The following is an 18,937-nucleotide window of genomic DNA, read 5'->3' on the forward strand; positions in this document are numbered from 1 at the left end:
TGTGTGGGGCGTCCGCGGCGCGGACGCGTTGCAACGGGATGGGGCTCAGGCCGGCAGCCGCGCCAGCGCCGCATCCAGGGCGTAGCGGTAGCTGTCGGCGCCGAACCCGCACACCACGCCGACCGCCTTGTCGCTGAAGTAGCTGTGCTGGCGGAACGGTTCGCGGGCGTGCGGGTTGGACAGGTGGATCTCGATGAACGGGATCGCCACCGCCGCCAGGGCGTCGCGCAGGGCGACGGAGGTATGGGTGAAGGCGGCGGGGTTGATCAGGATGAAGGCCGTGCCGTCCTGGCGGGCGGCCTGGACCCGGTCCACCAGCGCATGCTCGGCGTTGGACTGGAACGACTCGAGCTGGTGCCCGGCGGCCGCGGCGCGGCGGGCCAGGTCGGCGTCGATGTCGGCCAGGGTTGCGTGGCCGTAGACCTCCGGCTCGCGGGTGCCGAGCAGGTTGAGGTTGGGGCCGTGCAGGACCAGCAGCTTTGCCATGGTTGCGGGCGGAACCGGAAAGGGCGGCAGTCTGGAGGAAGGCGCCTTTACTGTCCAGTTCGGCGAAGATGAAAGCGTTTCAAGTAACCGTTTGAAGGCCGGCCTCAGTCCGGCCCGGTGCCGGCCGCGGCCCAGTCGGCGATCTCGCCGGGCTGGAACGGTCCCAGCTTCTGCCGCAGCACCCGGCGCTGCCGATCCAGCAGCACCGTGTAGGGCAGCAGGCCGCGGGTATTGCCCAGCCGCACGCTGGCGTCGGCCGGACCGGGGCGGTCCAGCAGGATCGGGTAGTCCACCGGGACCTGGCGCAGGAAGGCGCGCACCGCCTCCGCCTCGTCCAGGGCCAGGCCCACGACCTGGACACCGTCCGCGCCCTGGGCGGCAGCGAAGCGCTGCAGCTCCGGCATCTCCTCCACGCAAGGCCCGCACCAGCTGGCCCAGACGTTGACCAGCAGCGGGCGGCCGGGCGCGATCGCGGCCAGTTCGACGAGGTTGCCGTCCAGGTCGGGCAGGCGGATCGGGTCGGGGTGCTGCCCCGGCATGGCCGCGCGCACCCCTTCGGGCACCGGCAGCGGCGCCGGCAGGTCCGGGCGGCGCTGCTCGTACCAGGCGCGCGCGCCCAGGCCCAGCGCGGCGGCGCAGGCTGCCGCCAGGACCAGGCGCAGGCCGGGCCTCACCGCGCCGCCGCCCTGAGCAGGGCGTCCTCGACGATCGCCGGGGTCAGCACCGGCGGCAGCACCGCCGGCGGTGCGCCGGGTCCGTAGACCACGTACAGCGGCACGCCCACCGCGTTGTGCGCCTCGAGGAACGCGCTGATGGCCGGATCGGTATTGGTCCAGTCGCCGCGCATGTAGACCGCCCCGGTGCGGCCCAGCAGTTCGCGGAAGCCGTCGCGGGCCAGCACGTTGCGCTCGTTGGCCTTGCAGGTCACGCACCAGTCGGCGGTCATGTTGACGAATACCACCCGGTTCTCGCCGCGCAACCGGTCCAGCTCGGCGGCCGAGTAGGGCACCGCGTCGCTGTCGGCGGCGCGCACGCTGGCCGGCGGCAGGCGGGTCACGCCCCACACCGGCGCCAGCGCCACCGCGACCAGGACCAGGGCGGCCAGGGTGGCGCCACGGCGGCCCCACCAGCGGCTGCGCTCGAACCACCACAGCGCCAGCGCCAGCACCGCGGCGCCGGCCAGCACCATCGCCACCGCGTCCACCCCGCGCTGGCGGCCGAGGATCCACAGCAGCCACACCGCGGTCAGGTACATCGGATAGGCCAGCAGCTGCTTGACCGTCTCCATCCACGGCCCCGGTTGCGGCAGCCGCCGTGCCAGTGCCGGCACGAAGCCGACCAGCAGGAACGGCAGCGCCAGGCCCAGGCCCAGTACCAGGAACACCAGCATCCCGGCCGCGGCCGGCGCGGCGAAGGCGTAGGCCAGGGCGGGGCCCATGAACGGGGCAATGCAGGGGCTGGCGACCACGCAGGCCAGCACCCCGGTGAGGAAGTCGCCGGCCGGTCCGTTGCGCGCGGCGGCCAGGCCGCCGCCGACCCCGGTGCCCAGGGTGTACACGCCCGACAGGCTCAGGCCGACCGCGAACATCAGGTAGGCCAGCGCGGCCACGAACCATGGCTGCTGCAGCTGGAAGCCCCAGCCGGCGGCCTGGCCGGCGGCGCGCAGGCCCACCACCAGGGCGCCGACGGCGGCGAACGCCACCAGCACGCCCGCCGTGTACCACAGCGCGTGGGCGCGGGCGCGCTCGCGGCTCTCCCCGCTCTGGGCCAGGCCCAGGGCCTTGAGCGAGAGCACCGGGAGCACGCATGGCATCAGGTTCAGCACCAAGCCGCCCAGCAGGGCCAGCAGCAGGGCGCCGACCAGGCCGCGCTTGCCGTTGCCCGCGGCCGCTGGCGGCGCCGCGGTGCGCGCGGCGTTGCCGGCCGAGGCATCCGGTGCCGCTTCCGGCGGGGCCGGCAGCTCCGCAGGCGCCACCTCGCCGGCGTCTGCGGCCGGGGCCGGGGGCAGCGGCGCGGCGCCCACCGCCGCCGCCGTCGTCACCTCTCCGGTGGGCAGGTCCACGGCCACGCGCCGGGTCATCGGCGGGTAGCAGATGCCGCCTTCCTGGCAGCCCTGGAAGGTCACCACCAGGGTGGCGCGCGCCGGGTGCGGCCGGGTGCGGACCACCGGCAGCACGACCTCCGCCGGTTCGAAGTACACCGTCACCTCGCCGAAGTGCTCGTCGCGGTGCGCGGTTCCCGGCGGCCACTGCGGGCGGCCGGCGGACAGGCCCGGCGCGTCCTCCAGCACGAACCGGGTGGTGTCGCGGTAGATGTAGTAGCCGGCCACCGGCTGCAGGCGCACGCGGATGCGGTTGCCGCCGTCGGCGATGGCGTCCACCGCGAAGGCCTGCGCCTCCGGCAGGGCCGGGCGGACGCCGCCCAGCGCCGTCGCGAGGCGGTCGCGCCCGGCGTTGGCCGACTGCAGCGCCGCCAGGCGGCTGGCGGCGGTGCTGGTGCCGGGCAGGCGCACCTGCACCCGGCGGGTCTGCGGCGGATAGCAGATGCCGATGTCGGCGCAGCCCTGGTAGCGGATCTGCAGCTCGGCGCGGGCGCCGGCGCCGGTGGGCTGGCCGTCGAGGATCGCCACCAGCCCGCCGCGGTAGGTTTCCACCGGACCGAAGAACTCGTCGACGTGGCGCTCGCCGGCCGGCAGCCGCAGGTTGCCGCCGACGAAGTCGCCGCTGGCGCTGACCGCGGTGCGGTGGCGGTAGAGGTAGTAGCCCTCGGCGATCTTCCAGTGGATCTCGATCCGCCCCGGTTCGGGCGCGGTCGCGGTCAGGACGAAGGCTTCGTCCACCGGCAGCAGGTCCTTGGCGTCGACCGCGGCCTGGACGGGGGCGAGGACCGCCAGCCAGGCCAGCAGCATCAGGAGCAGGCCGGGCAGGTGCCGGGCCGGCAGGGGGCGGTGCGGGGTCATGCGTGTCTTCGTCTTCCGTTCGTCAGTCGCGGGTGGCCTCGACCACCCATCCGAGGTAGGCGGGCAGCCCGGCCGTGGCCTGGACCGCGAGCACCTCGGGGAGTTCATAGGGATGCAGCGCCTGCAGCCGCCCGATCAGGTCCGGCAGGCGGTCGGCCGGGGCCTTGGCCAGCAGCAGCACCTCGTCGGCCGACTCCACCGCGCCCTGCCAGCGGTATACCGAGTGCATCCCCGGCAGCACGCTGGCGCACGCGGCCAGCCGCTCCTCCACCAGGGTCCTGGCCAGGGTGGAGGCGGTGTCCGGGTCGGGGCAGCTGCAAAACACCAGGTGCACGTCCATGGGCGCAGAGTGTAGCCGGCCGCGGCCCCGGGGCCCGGACCCGGGGCCCGGAAGAAAAACCCGGCCGGCCCCTTGAAAGGCCTCCGCCGGCGCCCCACATGGGGCCCATGCCCTCGGCCCGTCGGGGGTTTTCCTGCCGTCGCGGGCGCTGGCACTCGCCAGGGGCGAGTGCTAGACTCGCCGCCCTTTTTCCAACCCAGTCAATCACTTGTGAGGGATTGAAATGAGCAACATCAAGCCGCTGTACGACCGCGTCGTGATCAAGCGCACCGAGGAGGAGAAGGTCTCCGCCGGTGGCATCGTGATCCCGGATTCGGCTGCCGAGAAGCCGATCAAGGGCACGGTCATCGCCGTGGGCGAGGGCAAGGTGCTCGACAACGGCAGCGTGCGCGCCCCCAAGGTCAAGGTCGGCGACCAGGTGCTGTTCGGCAAGTACGCCGGCACCGAGGTCAAGCTGGACGGCACCGAGTACCTGGTGGTGAAGGAAGACGACATCTTCGCGGTGCTGGGCTGAGTCCCGCCGCGGTTCCTGCGCTTCGATCCACTCAACGCTTAAAGAATCACGGAGTTTTTCAAAATGGCTGCGAAGGAAATCCGTTTCGGTGAAGACGCCCGCTCGCGCATGGTGCGCGGCGTGAACATCCTCGCCAACGCCGTCAAGGCGACCCTGGGCCCGAAGGGCCGCAACGTCGTGCTCGAGAAGAGCTTCGGCGCCCCGACGATCACCAAGGACGGCGTGTCCGTCGCCAAGGAGATCGAGCTGGCCGACAAGTTCGAGAACATGGGCGCGCAGATGGTCAAGGAAGTCGCTTCCAAGACCTCGGACAACGCCGGTGACGGCACCACCACCGCCACCGTGCTGGCCCAGGCCTTCATCCGCGAGGGCTCCAAGGCCGTGGCCGCCGGCATGAACCCGATGGACCTCAAGCGCGGCATCGACCAGGCCGTCAAGGCCGCCGTCGAGGAGCTGAAGAAGCTGTCCAAGCCGACCGCCGACGACAAGGCCATTGCCCAGGTCGGCACCATTTCGGCCAACAGCGACGAGTCGATCGGCAACATCATCGCCGAGGCGATGAAGAAGGTCGGCAAGGAAGGCGTGATCACCGTCGAGGAAGGCTCGGGCCTGGAGAACGAGCTGGACGTGGTCGAGGGCATGCAGTTCGACCGCGGCTACCTGTCGCCGTACTTCATCAACAACCAGCAGTCGCAGACCGCCGACCTGGATGATCCGTTCATCCTGCTGCACGACAAGAAGATCTCGTCGGTGCGCGACCTGCTGCCGATCCTCGAGGGCGTGGCCAAGGCCGGCAAGCCGCTGCTGATCGTGGCCGAGGAAGTCGAGGGCGAAGCCCTGGCGACCCTGGTGGTCAACACCATCCGCGGCATCGTCAAGGTCGTCGCCGTCAAGGCCCCGGGCTTCGGCGACCGCCGCAAGGCGATGCTGGAGGACATGGCCGTCCTGACCGGCGGCACCGTGATCTCCGAGGAAGTCGGCCTGCAGCTGGAGAAGGCCACCATCAAGGACCTGGGCCGCGCCAAGAAGGTGCAGGTCTCCAAGGAGAACACCACCATCATCGACGGCGCCGGCGACACCTCCGCCATCGAGGCCCGCATCAAGCAGATCAAGGCCCAGATCGAGGAGACCTCCTCGGACTACGACCGCGAGAAGCTGCAGGAGCGCGTGGCCAAGCTCGCCGGCGGCGTGGCCGTGATCAAGGTCGGTGCCGCCACCGAGGTCGAGATGAAGGAGAAGAAGGCCCGCGTCGAAGACGCCCTGCACGCCACCCGTGCGGCCGTCGAGGAAGGCGTGGTGCCGGGCGGCGGCGTCGCCCTGATCCGCGCCAAGAAGGCGGTCGAGGCCCTGAAGGGCGCCAACGAGGACCAGAACCACGGCATCCAGATCGCCCTGCGCGCGATGGAGGCCCCGCTGCGCGAGATCGTGACCAACGCCGGCGAGGAGCCGTCGGTCATCGTCAACAAGGTCAAGGACGGCGATGGCAACTTCGGCTACAACGCCGCCACCGGCCAGTTCGGCGACATGTTCGAGTTCGGCATCCTGGACCCGACCAAGGTCACCCGCACCGCGCTGCAGAACGCGGCGTCGATCGCCGGCCTGATGATCACCACCGAGGCCATGGTGGCCGAGCTGCCGAAGAAGGAAGAGCCGGCGGCCGCGGGCGGCATGGGCGGCATGGGCGGCATGGACTTCTGATCCAGGCCCCAAGGCCGGTCCACGCAGTACCGGAAGGCCCCGCCGCAAGGCGGGGCCTTTCCTTTGCGCGCATGGCGGATTCCGTGACCGGGTGCGCGCCGCGGGCACGCCGCGACCAAGGCGGGATTAATACGCGCGCGGTGGCGGTCGCTATCCACCCAGGACCCCGCGTCCCAACCCACCCAACGGAATCCCCATGACCAAGAACAAACTCGCCGCCCTGGCCCTCGCCCTGCCGGCCGCGCTGCTCGCGCCCGCCGCCATCGCCGCCCCGTTCGAGGACGTCAGCGTCGGCGCCGGCGTGTCCACCCTCGGCTACGGCGTGGACGTCAACGCCAGCCTCAGCAAGCGCTTCTCCGCCACCGTCGGCTACAGCACCTTCCAGTTCGACGGCGACGAGACCACCGACGAGGTGCGCTACGACGGCGAGCTGAAGTCCGACAACGCCCGCGTGCTGCTGAACTGGCATCCGTTCGCCGGTGGCCTGCAGCTGTCGGTCGGCGCCGTGGTCGGCGACATCAAGGCCGCGGTGACCGGCACTCCGCGCGCCGGCGGCGTCTACGAGTTCAACGGCACCGAGTACTCGGCCGAGGACGTGGGCAGCCTGCAGGGCCGCGTCGAGCTGAAGGACAAGGTCGCCCCGTACGCCGGCATCGGCTACCGCTCGCGCGGCGGCTCGGGGCTGGGCTTCTACGCCGAGCTGGGCGTGGTCGCGGCCAAGACCTCGGTCGAGCTGGTCGCCACCGGCCTGGCCGGCGACCCCCAGTTCGCCGCCGACCTGGAAGCCGAGCGCCGCGACCTGGAGGACAGCGTCGACCTGAGCCTGTACCCGGTGCTGGGCGCCGGCCTGGTGTACCGCTTCTGATCCTGCGGATTCCCTGATCCGCCGTCCCGCGCCGTTGCGCGGGCCTGGCAAGGCCGCCGCTCTTCGCGGCGGCCTTCTTTTTTTGCGTTCCGTGACCGCATCCACGCCGCGGACGCGCGGGTTGCGGATGAAACTGTGGCAGCGCACAAGACCGCGTGCTATCAATACGGCCCATGACCGCAACCCGTGCCAGCTTTTACTTTTGGTACTACTTTCCGAAGCCGCTGGCGGAGGAAGGATTGCGCTCACCCTGAAGAAAGCTTCAGACGCATTCCCGAAAGCCGCCAGCGAACCTGGCGGCTTTTTTCATGCCGCCACGCTGGGCAGGCCCCACACCAAGAGATGGAAACGCCATGGCCCCGCATACCGACGACCTCCGCATCCGCAGCCTCGAACCGCTGACTCCCCCGGCCGAGCTGCTGGCCCAGATTCCCTGCGACGAGCAGGCCTCGCAGACGGTGGCCGATGCGCGCCGCGCGCTGTCGGCGATCCTGCACGGCCGCGACGACCGGCTGGCGGTGGTGATCGGCCCGTGCTCGATCCACGACCCGCACGCGGCGATGGAATACGCCCGGCGCCTGCGCCCGCTGCGCGACAGCCTCGGCGACGCGCTGGAGATCGTGATGCGCGTGTACTTCGAGAAACCGCGCACCACCGTCGGCTGGAAGGGCCTGATCAACGACCCGGACCTGGACGGCAGCTTCCGCATCAACAAGGGCCTGCGCATCGCCCGCGGCCTGCTGCGCGACATCAACCACCTGGGCCTGCCGGCCGGTTGCGAGTACCTGGACACGATCTCGCCGCAGTACATCGCCGACCTGGTGGCCTGGGGCGCGATCGGCGCGCGCACCACCGAGAGCCAGATCCACCGCGAGATGGCCTCTGGCCTGTCCTGCCCGGTGGGCTTCAAGAACGGCACCGACGGCAACGTGCGCATCGCCGCCGACGCGGTGATGGCGGCGGCGCATCCGCACCATTTCCTGGCCGTGACCAAGGACGGGCGCTCGGCCATCGCCGCCACCGCCGGCAATCCGGACTGCCACGTGATCCTGCGCGGCGGCAAGACGCCCAACTACGACGCCGCCAGCGTGCAGGCCGCCAGCGAGGTGCTGGAACGCTCGGGCCTGGCGCCGCGGATCATGATCGATGCCAGCCACGCCAACTCCGGCAAGAACCCGGAGCGCCAGCCCGCGGTGGTGGAGGACATCGCCGCGCAGCTGGAGGGCGGCGAGCGCCGGATCATCGGGGTGATGGTGGAAAGCCACCTGGTCGGCGGGCGCCAGGACCCGGTGGCCGGGCGTGCCCTGGCCTACGGGCAGAGCATCACCGACGGCTGCCTTGGCTGGGAGGCCTCGGCCGCGGTGCTGGAGCGGCTGGCGCAGGCCGTGCGCCGACGCCGCGCCCTGCCGGCCGCGCACCAGGCCGCCTGAGTCCGCCCCCCGGACGCCCGGCCGCGCACCGCGCCCGGGGCGTTTTTGCGCAGTCCGTTCAGGCTGATGGCCCCCGCAGGTGCCCGCGGCGGCACCGGAAAGGTGCCCGCGGGTCCTGCCCGGGATCCATGCCGGTTCATGTGATACCGGTATCACTTCGGTGAATATCCGTATTCAGCAAAAATGCCCGGAAATCCACGTTGATGAACCGGCGGGCGCTGTTTTGCAGCGCAGCGTGCAAAGCCTTCGGGCGCTCTTCACGATGGCCCCGCATCCCGACGTGGGGGAGGGAGCAGGCCCGCTGGCAGTACGCTGCAAGCGGGCTTTTTTTATGCCTGCCCGGCCCGGGCGCGCGCCGGGCGCATGCCACAATCCGGGCGATGAGCACGCCCACGCCTCCCGTCCCCGCCGCGGATGAACTCCGCAGGCTCCACGCCGAACGCGCCCTTTCCACCCTGCGTGCCGCCTCGGCCGAGCATGCCGCGCTGCTGCAGGACCCCGGGCTGTGCGACCGCGTCGCGCGGGTGGCCCTGGGCAGCGACTTCGCGATCGAGACCCTGCGCCGGCAGCCGGCGCTGCTGGCCCACCTGGCCGCGGACGATCCGGCGCCGCTGCCGCCGCCGGTGCTGGACCCGCTGCAGCCGCACGACTGGCCCGGCCAGCTGCGCCGCTTCCGCGCCGCCGCCTCCACCCGCCTGGTATGGCGCGACGTGCTGGGCCTGGACGACGTCGACGCCACCCTGGCTGGCAGCACGCGGCTGGCCGAGCAATGCCTGGCGCTGGCCCTGGAGGCGCTGGAGCAGGAGTTCGCGCAGCGCCATGGCGTGGTCCGCGATCCGGCCGGCCGGCCGCAGCGGCTGGTGGTGTTCGGCCTGGGCAAGCTCGGCGGCGGCGAGCTGAACTTCTCCTCCGACATCGACCTGGTCTACGCCTACGCCCACGAGGGCGAATCCGACGGCCGCCGCGCGCTGGAAGCCGAGGAATACTTCGCGCGCCTGGGCCAGCGCCTGGCCAAGCTGCTGGACGAGGTCACCGCCGACGGCTTCTGCCACCGCGTCGACCTGCGCCTGCGCCCGTTCGGCAACGCCGGGCGGGTGGCGTGGTCGTTCGCGGCCATGGACCAGTACTTCCAGCGCGAGGGCCGCGACTGGGAACGCTACGCCTGGCTCAAGGCGCGCGCAGTGGCCGGCGATACCGCCGCCGGCGAGGCCTGGCTGGAGACCCTGCGCCCGTTCGTCTACCGCCGCTACCTCGATTTCACCGCGCTGGACGGCCTGCGCGCGATGAAGGCCGCGATCGTGGCCGAGATGCAGCGCCGCGACATGGCCGACGACCTCAAGCGCGGGCGCGGTGGCATCCGCGAGATCGAGTTCCTGGTGCAGTCGCTGCAGCTGATCCGCGGCGGGCGCGAACCGGCGCTGCGCGGCCGCTGCCTGCTGCCGGCGCTGCAGGCGCTGGTGGAGGGCGGGCAGATCGCCGCGCAGGACGGCGCCGCGCTGGCCGCTGCCTACCGCTTCCTGCGTCGGCTGGAGAACCGGGTGCAGATGCTGGGCGATGCCCAGGTCCACTCGGTGCCGGAGGATCCGGAAGCGCGCGAGCGCATCGCCCTGGCCCTGGGCCACGCAGGCTGGGAGGCGCTGGCGGCGGAACTGGCCGCCTGCCGCGCCCGGGTGTCGGCCGAGTTCGACGCGCTGCTGGTGCCGCGCCGGCGCGAATCCGCGCCGGACGCGCTGCAGGATTACTGGCGCGCGCTGCCGCAGGCCGGCGAGGCCGGAGTGCTGGCCGATGCCGGTTTTGGCGATTCCGCCGGCGCCGACGCGGCACTGCGCGACTTCGCCCGCGGCAACGGCGTGCGCGCGCTGTCGGACGCGGCGCGCGCGCGCCTGGACCGGGTGGTGCCGGCGCTGCTGGGTGCGGCCGCGCGCTCGGCGCAGCCGGATGCGGCGCTCAAGCGCCTGCTGGGCCTGCTGCAGTCGATCCTGCGCCGCGCCAGCTACCTGGCCCTGCTGGACGAGCAGCCCAGCGCGCTGGCGCGGCTGGTCGACGTGCTGGCGCGCAGCGCGCTGCTGGCCGACCGCATCGCCGCCTATCCGCTGCTGCTGGACGAGCTGCTGGACATCCGCGTGGCCGGGCCGATCCCGGACGCGGCGGAAATGCACCGCGCCTGCGCCGCGGCGGTGGCCAGCGGCGACGGCGACCCGGAGGCGGCGTTGCGCGCGCTCAACGAGGTGCGCCTGGCGCTGAGCTTCCGCATCGCCCTGGCCGCGCTGGACCGGCGCCAGCCGGCCACGGACAGCGTGCGCGAGCTGGCCTGGCTGGCCGACGCGGTGGTGGCCCAGGTGCTGGCCATGGCCGAGGGCGAGGTGGTCGCTGCGCACGGCCGCATCCCCGGCGGGCGCTTCGCCGTGGTCGGTTACGGCAGCCTCGGTGGCTGCGAGCTTGGCTTCGGTTCGGACCTGGACCTGGTGTTCCTCTACGACGCCGACCCGGAGGCCCTGTCCGACGGCGCGCGGCCGCTGGAGGCCGGGCGCTGGTACGCGCGCCTGGCGCAGAAGGTGGTGGGCCTGCTGGGCGCGGTCACCAGCGCCGGGCGCCTGTACGAGACCGACATGCGCCTGCGCCCGGACGGCGGCAAGAGCCTGCTGGTGTCCTCGCTGTCCAGCTATTCGGAATACCAGCTGCACCGCGCCTGGACCTGGGAGCACCAGGCCCTGGTGCGCGCGCGCATGGTCGCCGGCGATGCCTCGATGGGGGCGGACTTCGAGCGCATCCGCCGCCAGACCCTGGCGCGGCCGCGCGATCCGGCGGCGCTGGCCGCCGACGTGGCCGGCATGCGCCGGCGCATGCGCGCCGAGCTGGACCGCAGCGACGCGGCGCGCTTCGACCTCAAGCAGGGCGCCGGCGGCCTGGTCGACCTGGAGTTCCTGGTGCAGTACCTGGTGCTGCGCGAGGCCGCGACCTGCCCGCCGCTGCTGGAGCCGCGCGACACGCCGCGGCTGCTGGCCGCGCTGGGCGCGGCCGGCCGGCTGGCGGAGGCCACCGTGCAGGCGCTGCTGGCGGCGCATGCGGCGCTGGTGGAGGCGGGCCTGGGCTGCACCCTGGACCGGCGCCCGCGGCTGGTTCCCGACGACGGCGCGCTGGATCCGCAGCGGGCGCAGGTGGCCGCTGCGATCGCCGCGCACGGACTGGTGTTCGACCCGGCGCCGGACGCCTCCTAGGGCGCGTCCTCCAGCCCCAGCCGCCGGCGCACCTCGGCGGCGACCCGCGCGGTCTCGCGCAGCGGCTGCACCGGGAACGGTTCCAGCCCGCCGGCAAGCGCGCGCACCCGGCCCAGGTCCTGCAGTGCGCGCAGGAAGGCCGCCAGGCGCCCGCGTGCCAGCTGCGGTTCGAGCACGTACACCGGCGCGTCGGTGGCACAGGCCTCGGAGAGCATGTTCACCGAGTCCGGGGTGCAGACGATGCGGTCGGCGCAGGCCAGCAGGCCCGGATAGGGGTTGGCGCCGCCGCCGTCCCAGGCCATGCCCGGCACGCCCTGCATCGCCGCGTGCAGCGGCGCGGAGGCGGCCGCCGGGGTGCGCCGCGAGACCGTGGCCAGCAGGCTGCCACCCTCCGCACGCACCTGCGCGCGCAGCGCCGCCAGCGCCTGCGCCAGCGAATCCAGCGACCAAGGCGCATGCCGGGTCGGGCCGCCCAGCAGCAGCGCGGTGCGCGGACGCGGCAGCGCGCACAGCGCGCGGAACTGCTGCCGCGCCCGTTCCAGCCAGGCGTCGTCGACCGGGTTGAGGCTGCCCAGCAGGGTGATGACGTTGGTGCCGCGCAGGCGGTCATGCTCCGGCACCACCACCAGGTCCCAGTGGCGGCTGTCGATGCGCGGATCGAGGATCTGCACCGCACGCGCGCCGCGCTCGCGCGCCAGGCGCCCGGCCAGCGCACCCTGGCGGCCGCAGCCGATCGCCAGCGCCGGGGCCGGACCCGCCAGGGCCGCCGCCAGCCCGGGACCAAACGCGTGCCGCGCCCCGGGCAAGCGCCGCGGCGCCAGCCAGCGCCAGGGCGCGCGCGGCGCCAGTTCCGGCAGGCGCGGCGAGTCCAGGCCGAGGGCGCCGGCCAGGGCCTCGGCCTGGCGCACGTTGCCGGCGTTGCCATCGGTCAGCAGCCAGGCCGTGGTGGACGCGTTCCGTTCCATGCGCGACATCAATTCGTTCCGGGCCGGATTTGGTAAACCGCTGCTGCAACACTCTACACTGCGGCCCACCCGTGGCCTCGTGCCGCAACCGGACCCTTTAGCCAGAACCATGAGCCAACCGTTGAACGAAGCCGCCCTCGACCAGCTGTTCCGCAGCGCCCGCACCTACAACGCCTTCACCGGCGAAGTAAGCGACGACACCCTGCGCCGGCTCTACGACCTGCTGAAGCTGGGCCCGACCGGAGCCAATACCACGCCGGCGCGCTTCGTGTTCGTGAAATCGGCCGAGGCCAAGGCCAAGCTCGCCCCGGCGCTGTCCGAGGGCAACCATGCCAAGACCATGTCCGCGCCGGTGACGGTGATCGTCGGCCGCGACCTGGATTTCCACGAGAAGCTGCCCTACCTGTTCCCGCACGCCGACGCCAAGGCCTGGTTCGACGGCCCGCGCGAGGGCCGCGACAAGCCCTCGCTGCTGAACATGTCGCTGCAGGCCGGCTACCTGATCCTGGCCGCGCGCGCGCTGGGCCTGGACGCCGGCCCGATGACCGGCTTCGACCCGGCCAAGGTCGACGAGGCGTTCTTCGCCGGCACCAACATCCGCTCGGAAATCCTGGTCAACCTCGGCTACGGTGACCCGGCCAGCCTGTTCCCGCGTTCCCCGCGACTGTCCTTCGACGAAGCCGCGCGCATCGTCTGAGGCGTCGCCCCCGCAGTCGTCACGGCAAACCACAAGGAGTTCCACCATGCGCAAGATCCTGCTCGCCGTCGCCCTGGCCGCCTTCGCCGGTGCTGCCTCCGCCGCCCCGGTGACCTACAACCTCGATCCGACCCACACCAACGTGCTGGCGCAGTGGAGCCACTTCGGCTTCTCGCATCCGTTCGCCAACTTCGGCGACGTCCAGGGCACCCTGGTGTACGACGCCGACAACGTGTCCGCCTCCAGCGTGGAGGTGACCTTGCCGCTGTCCGGCCTGGAGGCCTTCAGCAGCAAGTTCAACGAGCACCTGCGCAGCGCCGACTTCTTCGACGCCGAGAAGTACCCGACCGCGAAGTTCAGGAGCACCAAGGTCGAGCCCGCCGGCGAGGGCAAGCTCAAGGTCACCGGCGAGCTGACCATCAAGGACATCACCCGCCCGGTGGTGCTGGACGTGACCTTCAACAAGGCCGCCGACCATCCGATGCTCAAGGCCCCGGCGATCGGCTTCGACGCCACCGCCACCATCCTGCGCAGCGAGTTCGGCGTGGGCGCCTACGTGCCCAACGTCGGCGACGAGGTGACCCTGCGCATCACCACCGAGGCCCACGCCAAGGCCAAGTGAGGCCCGCCGGTGCCGGCCCCGCGCGGGCCGGCACCGCCGCGACCCGGGCCGCGGTGGCCCGCGCGCTGGTAGAATCCACGCGCTTCCTGCCGATCCGAGCTACACGCCATGAACACCACCGCCGCCGCGCCCGCCAATGCCGAGAAGCGTTACACCGTGCACCGCGCGGACCTGCCGCTGAGCTGCCCGACGCCGGAAATGGCGCTGTGGAACTCGCACCCGCGCGTGTACCTGCCGATCCAGGACGAGCCGAACGGCGAGGCCAAGTGCCCGTACTGCTCGGCCGTCTACCAGCTGGTCGACTGACGCCCGCCGCATCCCGGCCACGCCGCCGATGCGCCGCCTGACCGTGGTCCAGCTGCTGCCGGCGCTGGAATCCGGCGGCGTCGAACGTTCCACCCTCGAGATCGCCGCGGCCCTGGCCGCCGGCGGCCACCGCGCCATCGTCGTCTCCGCCGGCGGCCGCCTGGTGCCGCAGCTGCGCGCCGGCGGGGCAGAGCACGTCGAACTGGCTATCGGCCGCAAGTCGCCGGCCGTGCTGCGCCATGTCCCGGCCCTGCGCCGGTTGTTCCTGGACCAGGGCGTGGACATCGTCCACGCGCGCTCGCGCCTGCCGGCCTGGCTGGGACGGATGGCCCTGGCCGGACTACCGGCCGCGCGCCGCCCGCACTGGGTCACCACCGTGCACGGACTCAATTCGCCCGGGCGCTACAGCGCGGTCATGGCCAGCGGCGAGCGCGTGGTCTGCGTCTCGCGCACGGTGCGCGACTACGTGCTGCGGCATTACCCGGACACCGATCCGGGCCGGCTGCGGGTGATCGAGCGCGGCGTCGATCCGGCGCAGTTTCCGCCGCGGCCCTTGCCCGATCCCGCTGCCCGCGCCGCGGTGGCGGCGGAGCACCCGGCCCTGGCCGGGGCCGCCCCCTTGCTGCTGCTGCCCGGGCGCGGCACGCGCCTGAAGGGCCATGCCGACGCCCTGCGGCTGCTGGCCGCCCTGCGTGCCGGTGGCCAGCCGCAGGCACGGCTGTGGCTGCCGGGCGCGCGCGAACCCGGGCGCGAGGCCTATATCGCCGAACTGGAGGCCTTGGCCGCGCAGCTGGGCGTGGCCGATGCGGTGCTGTTCACCGCACCCACCGCGGCCATTGCCACCGCGTACGCGGCCAGCGACCTGGTGCTGCAGCTGTCGCGCAAGCCCGAGGCCTTCGGCCGTACCGTGGTGGAAGCGCTGGCGGTGGGCCGCCCGGTGCTGGGCTGGGCCCATGGCGGGGTGGGCGAACTGCTGCAGGCGCTGCAGCCGGCCGGCGCGGTGCCGCCGTTCGACAGCGATGCGCTGGCCGCGGCCGCAGCCCGGCTGTTGCGCGAGCCGCCCGCGCCGGTGGCCGTCCCCTTCCCCCTGCAGGCCATGCAGCAGGCCACCCTGGACCTGTATGCGGAACTGGCCGGCTGAGCACGCTCCCGCGCCTGGCCGCGCGTTCGCCTGGACGCCGGCCTGGGTGCTGCTGGCGGTGGCGCTGTGGCCGCTACCGGGGCCGGCCGAGGCGGTGCTGTCGCTGGGGGCGCTGGTGGTGGCCGTGCAGCTGGCCTGGTGCGCGCTGCGGCGCCGGCCGTTGCCGCTGCAGCGCGGCGCGTTCGTGCTGGCGGGCCTGCTGTTCGGCGCCTACTGGCTGCCGGAGCTGCTGTCGGCCGCGGACGCGCTGGACCGGGCCCGGGCCTGGAAGGAAACCCTGGCCGACCTGCGCTACCTGCCGCTGCTGTGGGGCGTCGCCATTGCCGTGCGCGAACCGCGCGAGCGCGGGGTGGTGCTGGGTGGGCTGGCGCTGCTGGCGCTGGCCTGGAGCGTCGATGCGCTGCTGCAGGCGCTGGCCGGGGCCAGTCCGCTGTTCCTCGCCCTGGACGCGCTGAAGGCGCTGGCCGGCGGCGGGCCGCTGTGTCCGGTTGCCGAGGTGCAGGCCTGGGACCGGGTCAACGGCGTGTTTGGTGACTGCAATCCCAAGCTGGGCCTGGTGCTGGCCAGCCTGGCGCCATTCGTCCTCGCCCCGGCGGCGGCGCGCGGGCGGGCGTGGGGCTGGTGCCTGGCCGCGGCGGTGCTGGGCCTGGCCGTCGTCCTCGGCGGCGCGCGTGCGGCCTGGCTGACGTTGGCGCTGGTATTGCTGGCCACGGGCTGGCGGGTGCTGGGGCCGGCGCGGCTGGCCGGCTTCGGAGCTGCCGCGCTGCTGGCGCTGGTGGCGCTGTACCTGGCCTCGCCGCCGCTGCAGCAGCGGGTGGCGCGCACCGCGCTGGCGCTGCAGGCCGATGCCGGCGGGATCGACGGCGCCTTGTCCGGACGTGGGCGGATCTGGCGGGGCGCGCTATGCATGGCACGCGAGCATCCGCTGAACGGCGTGGGCGTGCGCGGCTTCCGCCGGGCCTGGGCAGGCTGCGATCCGGCGCCGGCGCAGGAGACCCTGTGGGGCGGCGGCGAGGCGCTGCACGCGCACCAGCTGGTGCTGGAACTGCTGAGCGAGACCGGCGTGCTGGGCCTGCTGGCCTGGCTGGGCGGGGCCTGGGCGGCGTGGCGCGGCTGGCGCCGCGCCGGGCCCGCGGCGCGCCGGCGCGCGGCCCCGGCATTGCTGGCGCTGGCGGCGACCGTGTTCCCGCTCAACACCCACCTGGCGTTCTATTCCACCTTCTGGGGCGGGGTGCTGATGCTGCTGGCCGGGCTCTACGCCGGGCTGCTGCATGCCCGCGGCGACGCGCCGGCGGCGCGCGCCTGAGCTCCGGGCCGGCCTCAGGCGGCCGGTGGCGGCGCGGGCAGGCCGCGGCCGCGCTCGTAGTAGTTGCTGCGGCCCTGCGGCTGGCGCTTGAAGCGGCGGTGGATCCACAGGTACTGCGCCGGCGCCTCGCGCACCATGGCCTCGATCGCGGCGTTGACCCGGGCGGTGTCGGCGACCGCGTCCTCGCTGGGGAAGTCCGCCAGCGGCGGGGCCACGCGCAGGATGTAGCGGCCGCCCTCGCGGCGGTGGAAGAACGGCGCCACCGCGCAGCCGGTGACCCGCGCCAGCTGGTGGGTGGCGGTGATGGTCGAGGCCGGCATGCCGAAGAACGGCGCGAACACCGAGTCCTTGCCGCGCATGTCCTGGTCCGGCGCGTACCACAGCATCCCGCCGCGCTTGAGGTGGCGCACCGCGCCGCGCAGGTCGCTGTTGGCGAACATCGCCACCGCATAGCGCAGGCGGCCGCGCTTGACCGCCCACTCCATCACCGGGTTGCGGTGGCGGCGGTACATGCCGGCCAGCGGCACCTGCCCGCACAGCAGCCGCCCGCACATCTCCAGGGTCATGAAGTGGCCGGAAACCAGCAGCACGCCGCGGCCCTGGGCCTGCAGTTCGCGCAGGTGCTCCAGACCCTCGATCCGGACGTCGCGCTCGATCGGCGCCAGCGAACCCCACCAGGCGCGCGCGAACTCGAACAGGCCAACGCCCAGCGCGTCGAAGCTGTCGCGCGCCAGGCGCGCGCGCCATTGCGGCGTCTGCTGCGGGAAGCACAGGGCGAGGTTGACCTCGGCGGCGCGGCGGCGCTCGCGGGCCAGGTGCCAGGCCAGCCAGCCCACCCCGCGGCCGATCGCGCGCTGCCACAGCCAGGGCAGGCGCGCGGCGGCGACCATGATCCCCAGGGCCAGCCACATCGGCCAGTTGCGCGGGGCGAAGGAAGGGCGGGGAGGGGGCGTGTCTGCGGCGCTCATGCGCAGATTCTAAGCCTTGGCCGGCAACCGGCCGTCGCCGGCTCGGCTATCCTGCGCCGATGCCGACTCCGTTTCCGCCCAAGGAACCGGGCGAACGCCTGGTGCGCTGGCTCTACTCGCTGGCGCTGTACCTGCTGTCGCCCTTCACCCTGTACCACCTGATCTCGCGCGGCTTCCGCGTGCGCGAGTACTTCCGCCGCTGGGACGAGCGCTACGGCGCCTACAGCACCGAGCAGGGCCGCCCGTGCGTGTGGCTGCACGCGGTGTCGGTGGGCGAGGTCAACGCCGCCGCGCCGCTGGTCAACGCCCTGCTGCGCCAGGGCAAGGGCACCCGCTGGGTGGTCACCACGATCACGCCCACCGGCTCGCAGCGGGTGCGCGCGCTGTGGGGCGGGCGGGTGGACCACGTGTACCTGCCCTACGACCTGCCCGGCAGCGTGGACCGCTTCCTGCAGCACTTCCGCCCGACCCTGGCACTGATCATGGAAACCGAGCTGTGGCCGAACATGCTGTTCGGCTGCCGCGACCACGGCATCCCGGTGTACGTGCTCAACGCGCGCCTGTCGGCCCGTTCCCTGCGCGGCTACCGCCTGCTGCGGCCGCTGCTGGGCCGCGCCCTGCGCACGGTGCGCTGCGTGGCCGCGCAGTCCGACGCCGATGCGCGCCGCTTCCAGGTGCTGGGCGCGCGTCCCGACCAGGTGCGGGTGCTGGGCAACCTCAAGTACGACGTGGAGGTGCCCGACGGCCTGGAGGCGTTGCGCGCGGCGTTCGAGGACGCGCTCGGCCGCAAGCGCCCGGTGTGGATCGCGGCCAGCACCCACGAGGGCGAGGAGGAGGACGTGCTGGCCCTGCACCGGCGCCTGCGCGCGCGCTGGCCGGACCTGCTGCTGCTGTGGGCGCCGCGCCACCCGGAGCGCTTCGGGCGGGTACGCGCCGCGGCCGAGGCGGCGGGCTGGCAGGTGGGCACGCGCAGCGCCGGCGGCTGGCCGGCGGCCGGGGACGACGTGTTCGTGGTCGATACCCTGGGCGAGCTGATGGCGTTCTACGCCTGCGCCGACGTGGCCTTCGTCGGCGGCAGCCTGCAGCCGGTCGGCGGGCACAACCTGCTGGAGCCGGCGGCGGTGGGCACGGCGGTGGTCACCGGCCCGCACCTGCACAATTTCGCCGAGATCTCGCGGCGCCTGGACGAGGCCGGGGCGCTGCGCGTGGGCCGCGACCTGCAGGAGGTCGGCGACGCGCTGGAGGCGCTGCTGGGCGACGCCCCGCTGCGCCAGGCCATGGTCGAGGCCGGCCGCGCCCTGGTCGACCAGGGCCGCGGGGCGCTGCGCAACACCCTGGAGCTGATCGCGCCGGACCTGCCGGCGCCGGATCCGGTCGAGGACTGAGCGGAAGCCGGAAACGAAGAAGGCCGCCCCGTGGGCG

The 18,937-nt window shown here is 73.3% G+C and carries 17 protein-coding genes; 11 read left to right on the forward strand and 6 right to left on the reverse strand.

Features of this window, described 5'->3' with window-relative positions; genetic code table 11:
• Positions 1–45 precede the first annotated feature (45 nt).
• From aroQ to cutA, 4 genes are all read right to left on the reverse strand, one after another.
• The gene (gene aroQ, locus EIM47_RS01260; RefSeq protein ID WP_019398820.1) at positions 46–486 is read right to left on the reverse strand and encodes a type II 3-dehydroquinate dehydratase; all 441 of its coding nucleotides are present in this window, start codon (positions 484–486) and stop codon (positions 46–48) included.
• Positions 487–590: 104 nt separating this feature from the next.
• The gene (locus tag EIM47_RS01265) at positions 591–1,160 is read right to left on the reverse strand and encodes a TlpA disulfide reductase family protein (protein WP_019398821.1); all 570 of its coding nucleotides are present in this window, start codon (positions 1,158–1,160) and stop codon (positions 591–593) included.
• A complete protein-coding gene (locus tag EIM47_RS01270) occupies positions 1,157–3,445 on the reverse strand; it encodes a protein-disulfide reductase DsbD (RefSeq protein ID WP_276312172.1) in 2,289 nt (762 codons plus the stop codon). Before EIM47_RS01270 ends, EIM47_RS01265 begins: the two co-directional genes overlap by 4 nt.
• Positions 3,446–3,467: 22 nt before the next feature.
• On the reverse strand, positions 3,468–3,785 hold the full coding sequence (gene cutA, locus EIM47_RS01275) for a divalent-cation tolerance protein CutA (RefSeq protein ID WP_125075849.1): 318 nt from the start codon (positions 3,783–3,785) through the stop codon (positions 3,468–3,470).
• Positions 3,786–4,008: 223 nt separating this feature from the next.
• Between cutA and groES the strand changes: the two genes are divergently transcribed.
• From groES to glnE, 5 genes are all read left to right on the forward strand, one after another.
• Positions 4,009–4,299, forward strand: coding sequence for a co-chaperone GroES (gene groES, locus EIM47_RS01280; RefSeq protein WP_019399951.1), 291 nt, complete (start codon positions 4,009–4,011; stop codon positions 4,297–4,299).
• Between the two features lie 63 nt (positions 4,300–4,362).
• Positions 4,363–5,997 carry a chaperonin GroEL gene (gene groL / locus EIM47_RS01285; RefSeq protein ID WP_019399950.1) on the forward strand — a complete coding sequence of 545 codons (1,635 nt, stop codon included), beginning with the start codon at positions 4,363–4,365 and terminating at the stop codon, positions 5,995–5,997.
• 196 nt (positions 5,998–6,193) lie between these two features.
• Entirely contained in the window at positions 6,194–6,862 is a 669-nt protein-coding gene (locus tag EIM47_RS01290) for a hypothetical protein (protein WP_028914546.1), read from the forward strand.
• Between the two features lie 353 nt (positions 6,863–7,215).
• On the forward strand, positions 7,216–8,292 hold the full coding sequence (locus EIM47_RS01295) for a 3-deoxy-7-phosphoheptulonate synthase (protein ID WP_125075850.1): 1,077 nt from the start codon (positions 7,216–7,218) through the stop codon (positions 8,290–8,292).
• Between the two features lie 380 nt (positions 8,293–8,672).
• A complete protein-coding gene (glnE, locus tag EIM47_RS01300; protein WP_125075851.1) occupies positions 8,673–11,510 on the forward strand; it encodes a bifunctional [glutamate--ammonia ligase]-adenylyl-L-tyrosine phosphorylase/[glutamate--ammonia-ligase] adenylyltransferase in 2,838 nt (945 codons plus the stop codon).
• On the opposite strand, the gene EIM47_RS01305 is transcribed toward glnE, so the two are convergent.
• Positions 11,507–12,475, reverse strand: a complete 969-nt coding sequence (locus EIM47_RS01305) for a mitochondrial fission ELM1 family protein (protein WP_125075852.1) — start codon at positions 12,473–12,475, stop codon at positions 11,507–11,509. The two genes, glnE and EIM47_RS01305, sit on opposite strands and share 4 nt — an antisense overlap.
• A gap of 109 nt (positions 12,476–12,584) precedes the next feature.
• Between EIM47_RS01305 and EIM47_RS01310 the strand changes: the two genes are divergently transcribed.
• The 5 genes from EIM47_RS01310 (at position 12,585) to EIM47_RS01330 (ending at position 16,547) form a co-directional block, all read left to right on the forward strand.
• On the forward strand, positions 12,585–13,172 hold the full coding sequence (locus EIM47_RS01310) for a malonic semialdehyde reductase (RefSeq protein WP_026010733.1): 588 nt from the start codon (positions 12,585–12,587) through the stop codon (positions 13,170–13,172).
• On the forward strand, positions 13,105–13,794 hold the full coding sequence (locus tag EIM47_RS01315; RefSeq protein WP_232207938.1) for a YceI family protein: 690 nt from the start codon (positions 13,105–13,107) through the stop codon (positions 13,792–13,794). Before EIM47_RS01310 ends, EIM47_RS01315 begins: the two co-directional genes overlap by 68 nt.
• A gap of 108 nt (positions 13,795–13,902) precedes the next feature.
• Positions 13,903–14,100, forward strand: coding sequence for a zinc-finger domain-containing protein (locus tag EIM47_RS01320; RefSeq protein WP_019399647.1), 198 nt, complete (start codon positions 13,903–13,905; stop codon positions 14,098–14,100).
• 28 nt (positions 14,101–14,128) lie between these two features.
• Positions 14,129–15,241, forward strand: coding sequence for a glycosyltransferase (locus EIM47_RS01325; protein WP_125075853.1), 1,113 nt, complete (start codon positions 14,129–14,131; stop codon positions 15,239–15,241).
• Positions 15,222–16,547 (forward strand): O-antigen ligase family protein, encoded by a 1,326-nt coding sequence (locus tag EIM47_RS01330; protein WP_125075854.1) that lies wholly within the window; start codon positions 15,222–15,224, stop codon positions 16,545–16,547. Before EIM47_RS01325 ends, EIM47_RS01330 begins: the two co-directional genes overlap by 20 nt.
• Before the next feature lie 14 nt (positions 16,548–16,561).
• Here EIM47_RS01330 and EIM47_RS01335 read toward each other — a convergent pair whose 3' ends face one another.
• A complete protein-coding gene (locus EIM47_RS01335; protein ID WP_125075855.1) occupies positions 16,562–17,515 on the reverse strand; it encodes an LpxL/LpxP family Kdo(2)-lipid IV(A) lauroyl/palmitoleoyl acyltransferase in 954 nt (317 codons plus the stop codon).
• Positions 17,516–17,574: 59 nt separating this feature from the next.
• Between EIM47_RS01335 and waaA the strand changes: the two genes are divergently transcribed.
• Positions 17,575–18,900 (forward strand): lipid IV(A) 3-deoxy-D-manno-octulosonic acid transferase, encoded by a 1,326-nt coding sequence (waaA, locus tag EIM47_RS01340; protein ID WP_028914553.1) that lies wholly within the window; start codon positions 17,575–17,577, stop codon positions 18,898–18,900.
• Positions 18,901–18,937 lie beyond the last annotated feature (37 nt).

Origin of the sequence: Pseudoxanthomonas sp. SGT-18 (assembly GCF_003931645.1) — a bacterium.
Classification (GTDB): Bacteria; Pseudomonadota; Gammaproteobacteria; order Xanthomonadales; family Xanthomonadaceae; genus Pseudoxanthomonas.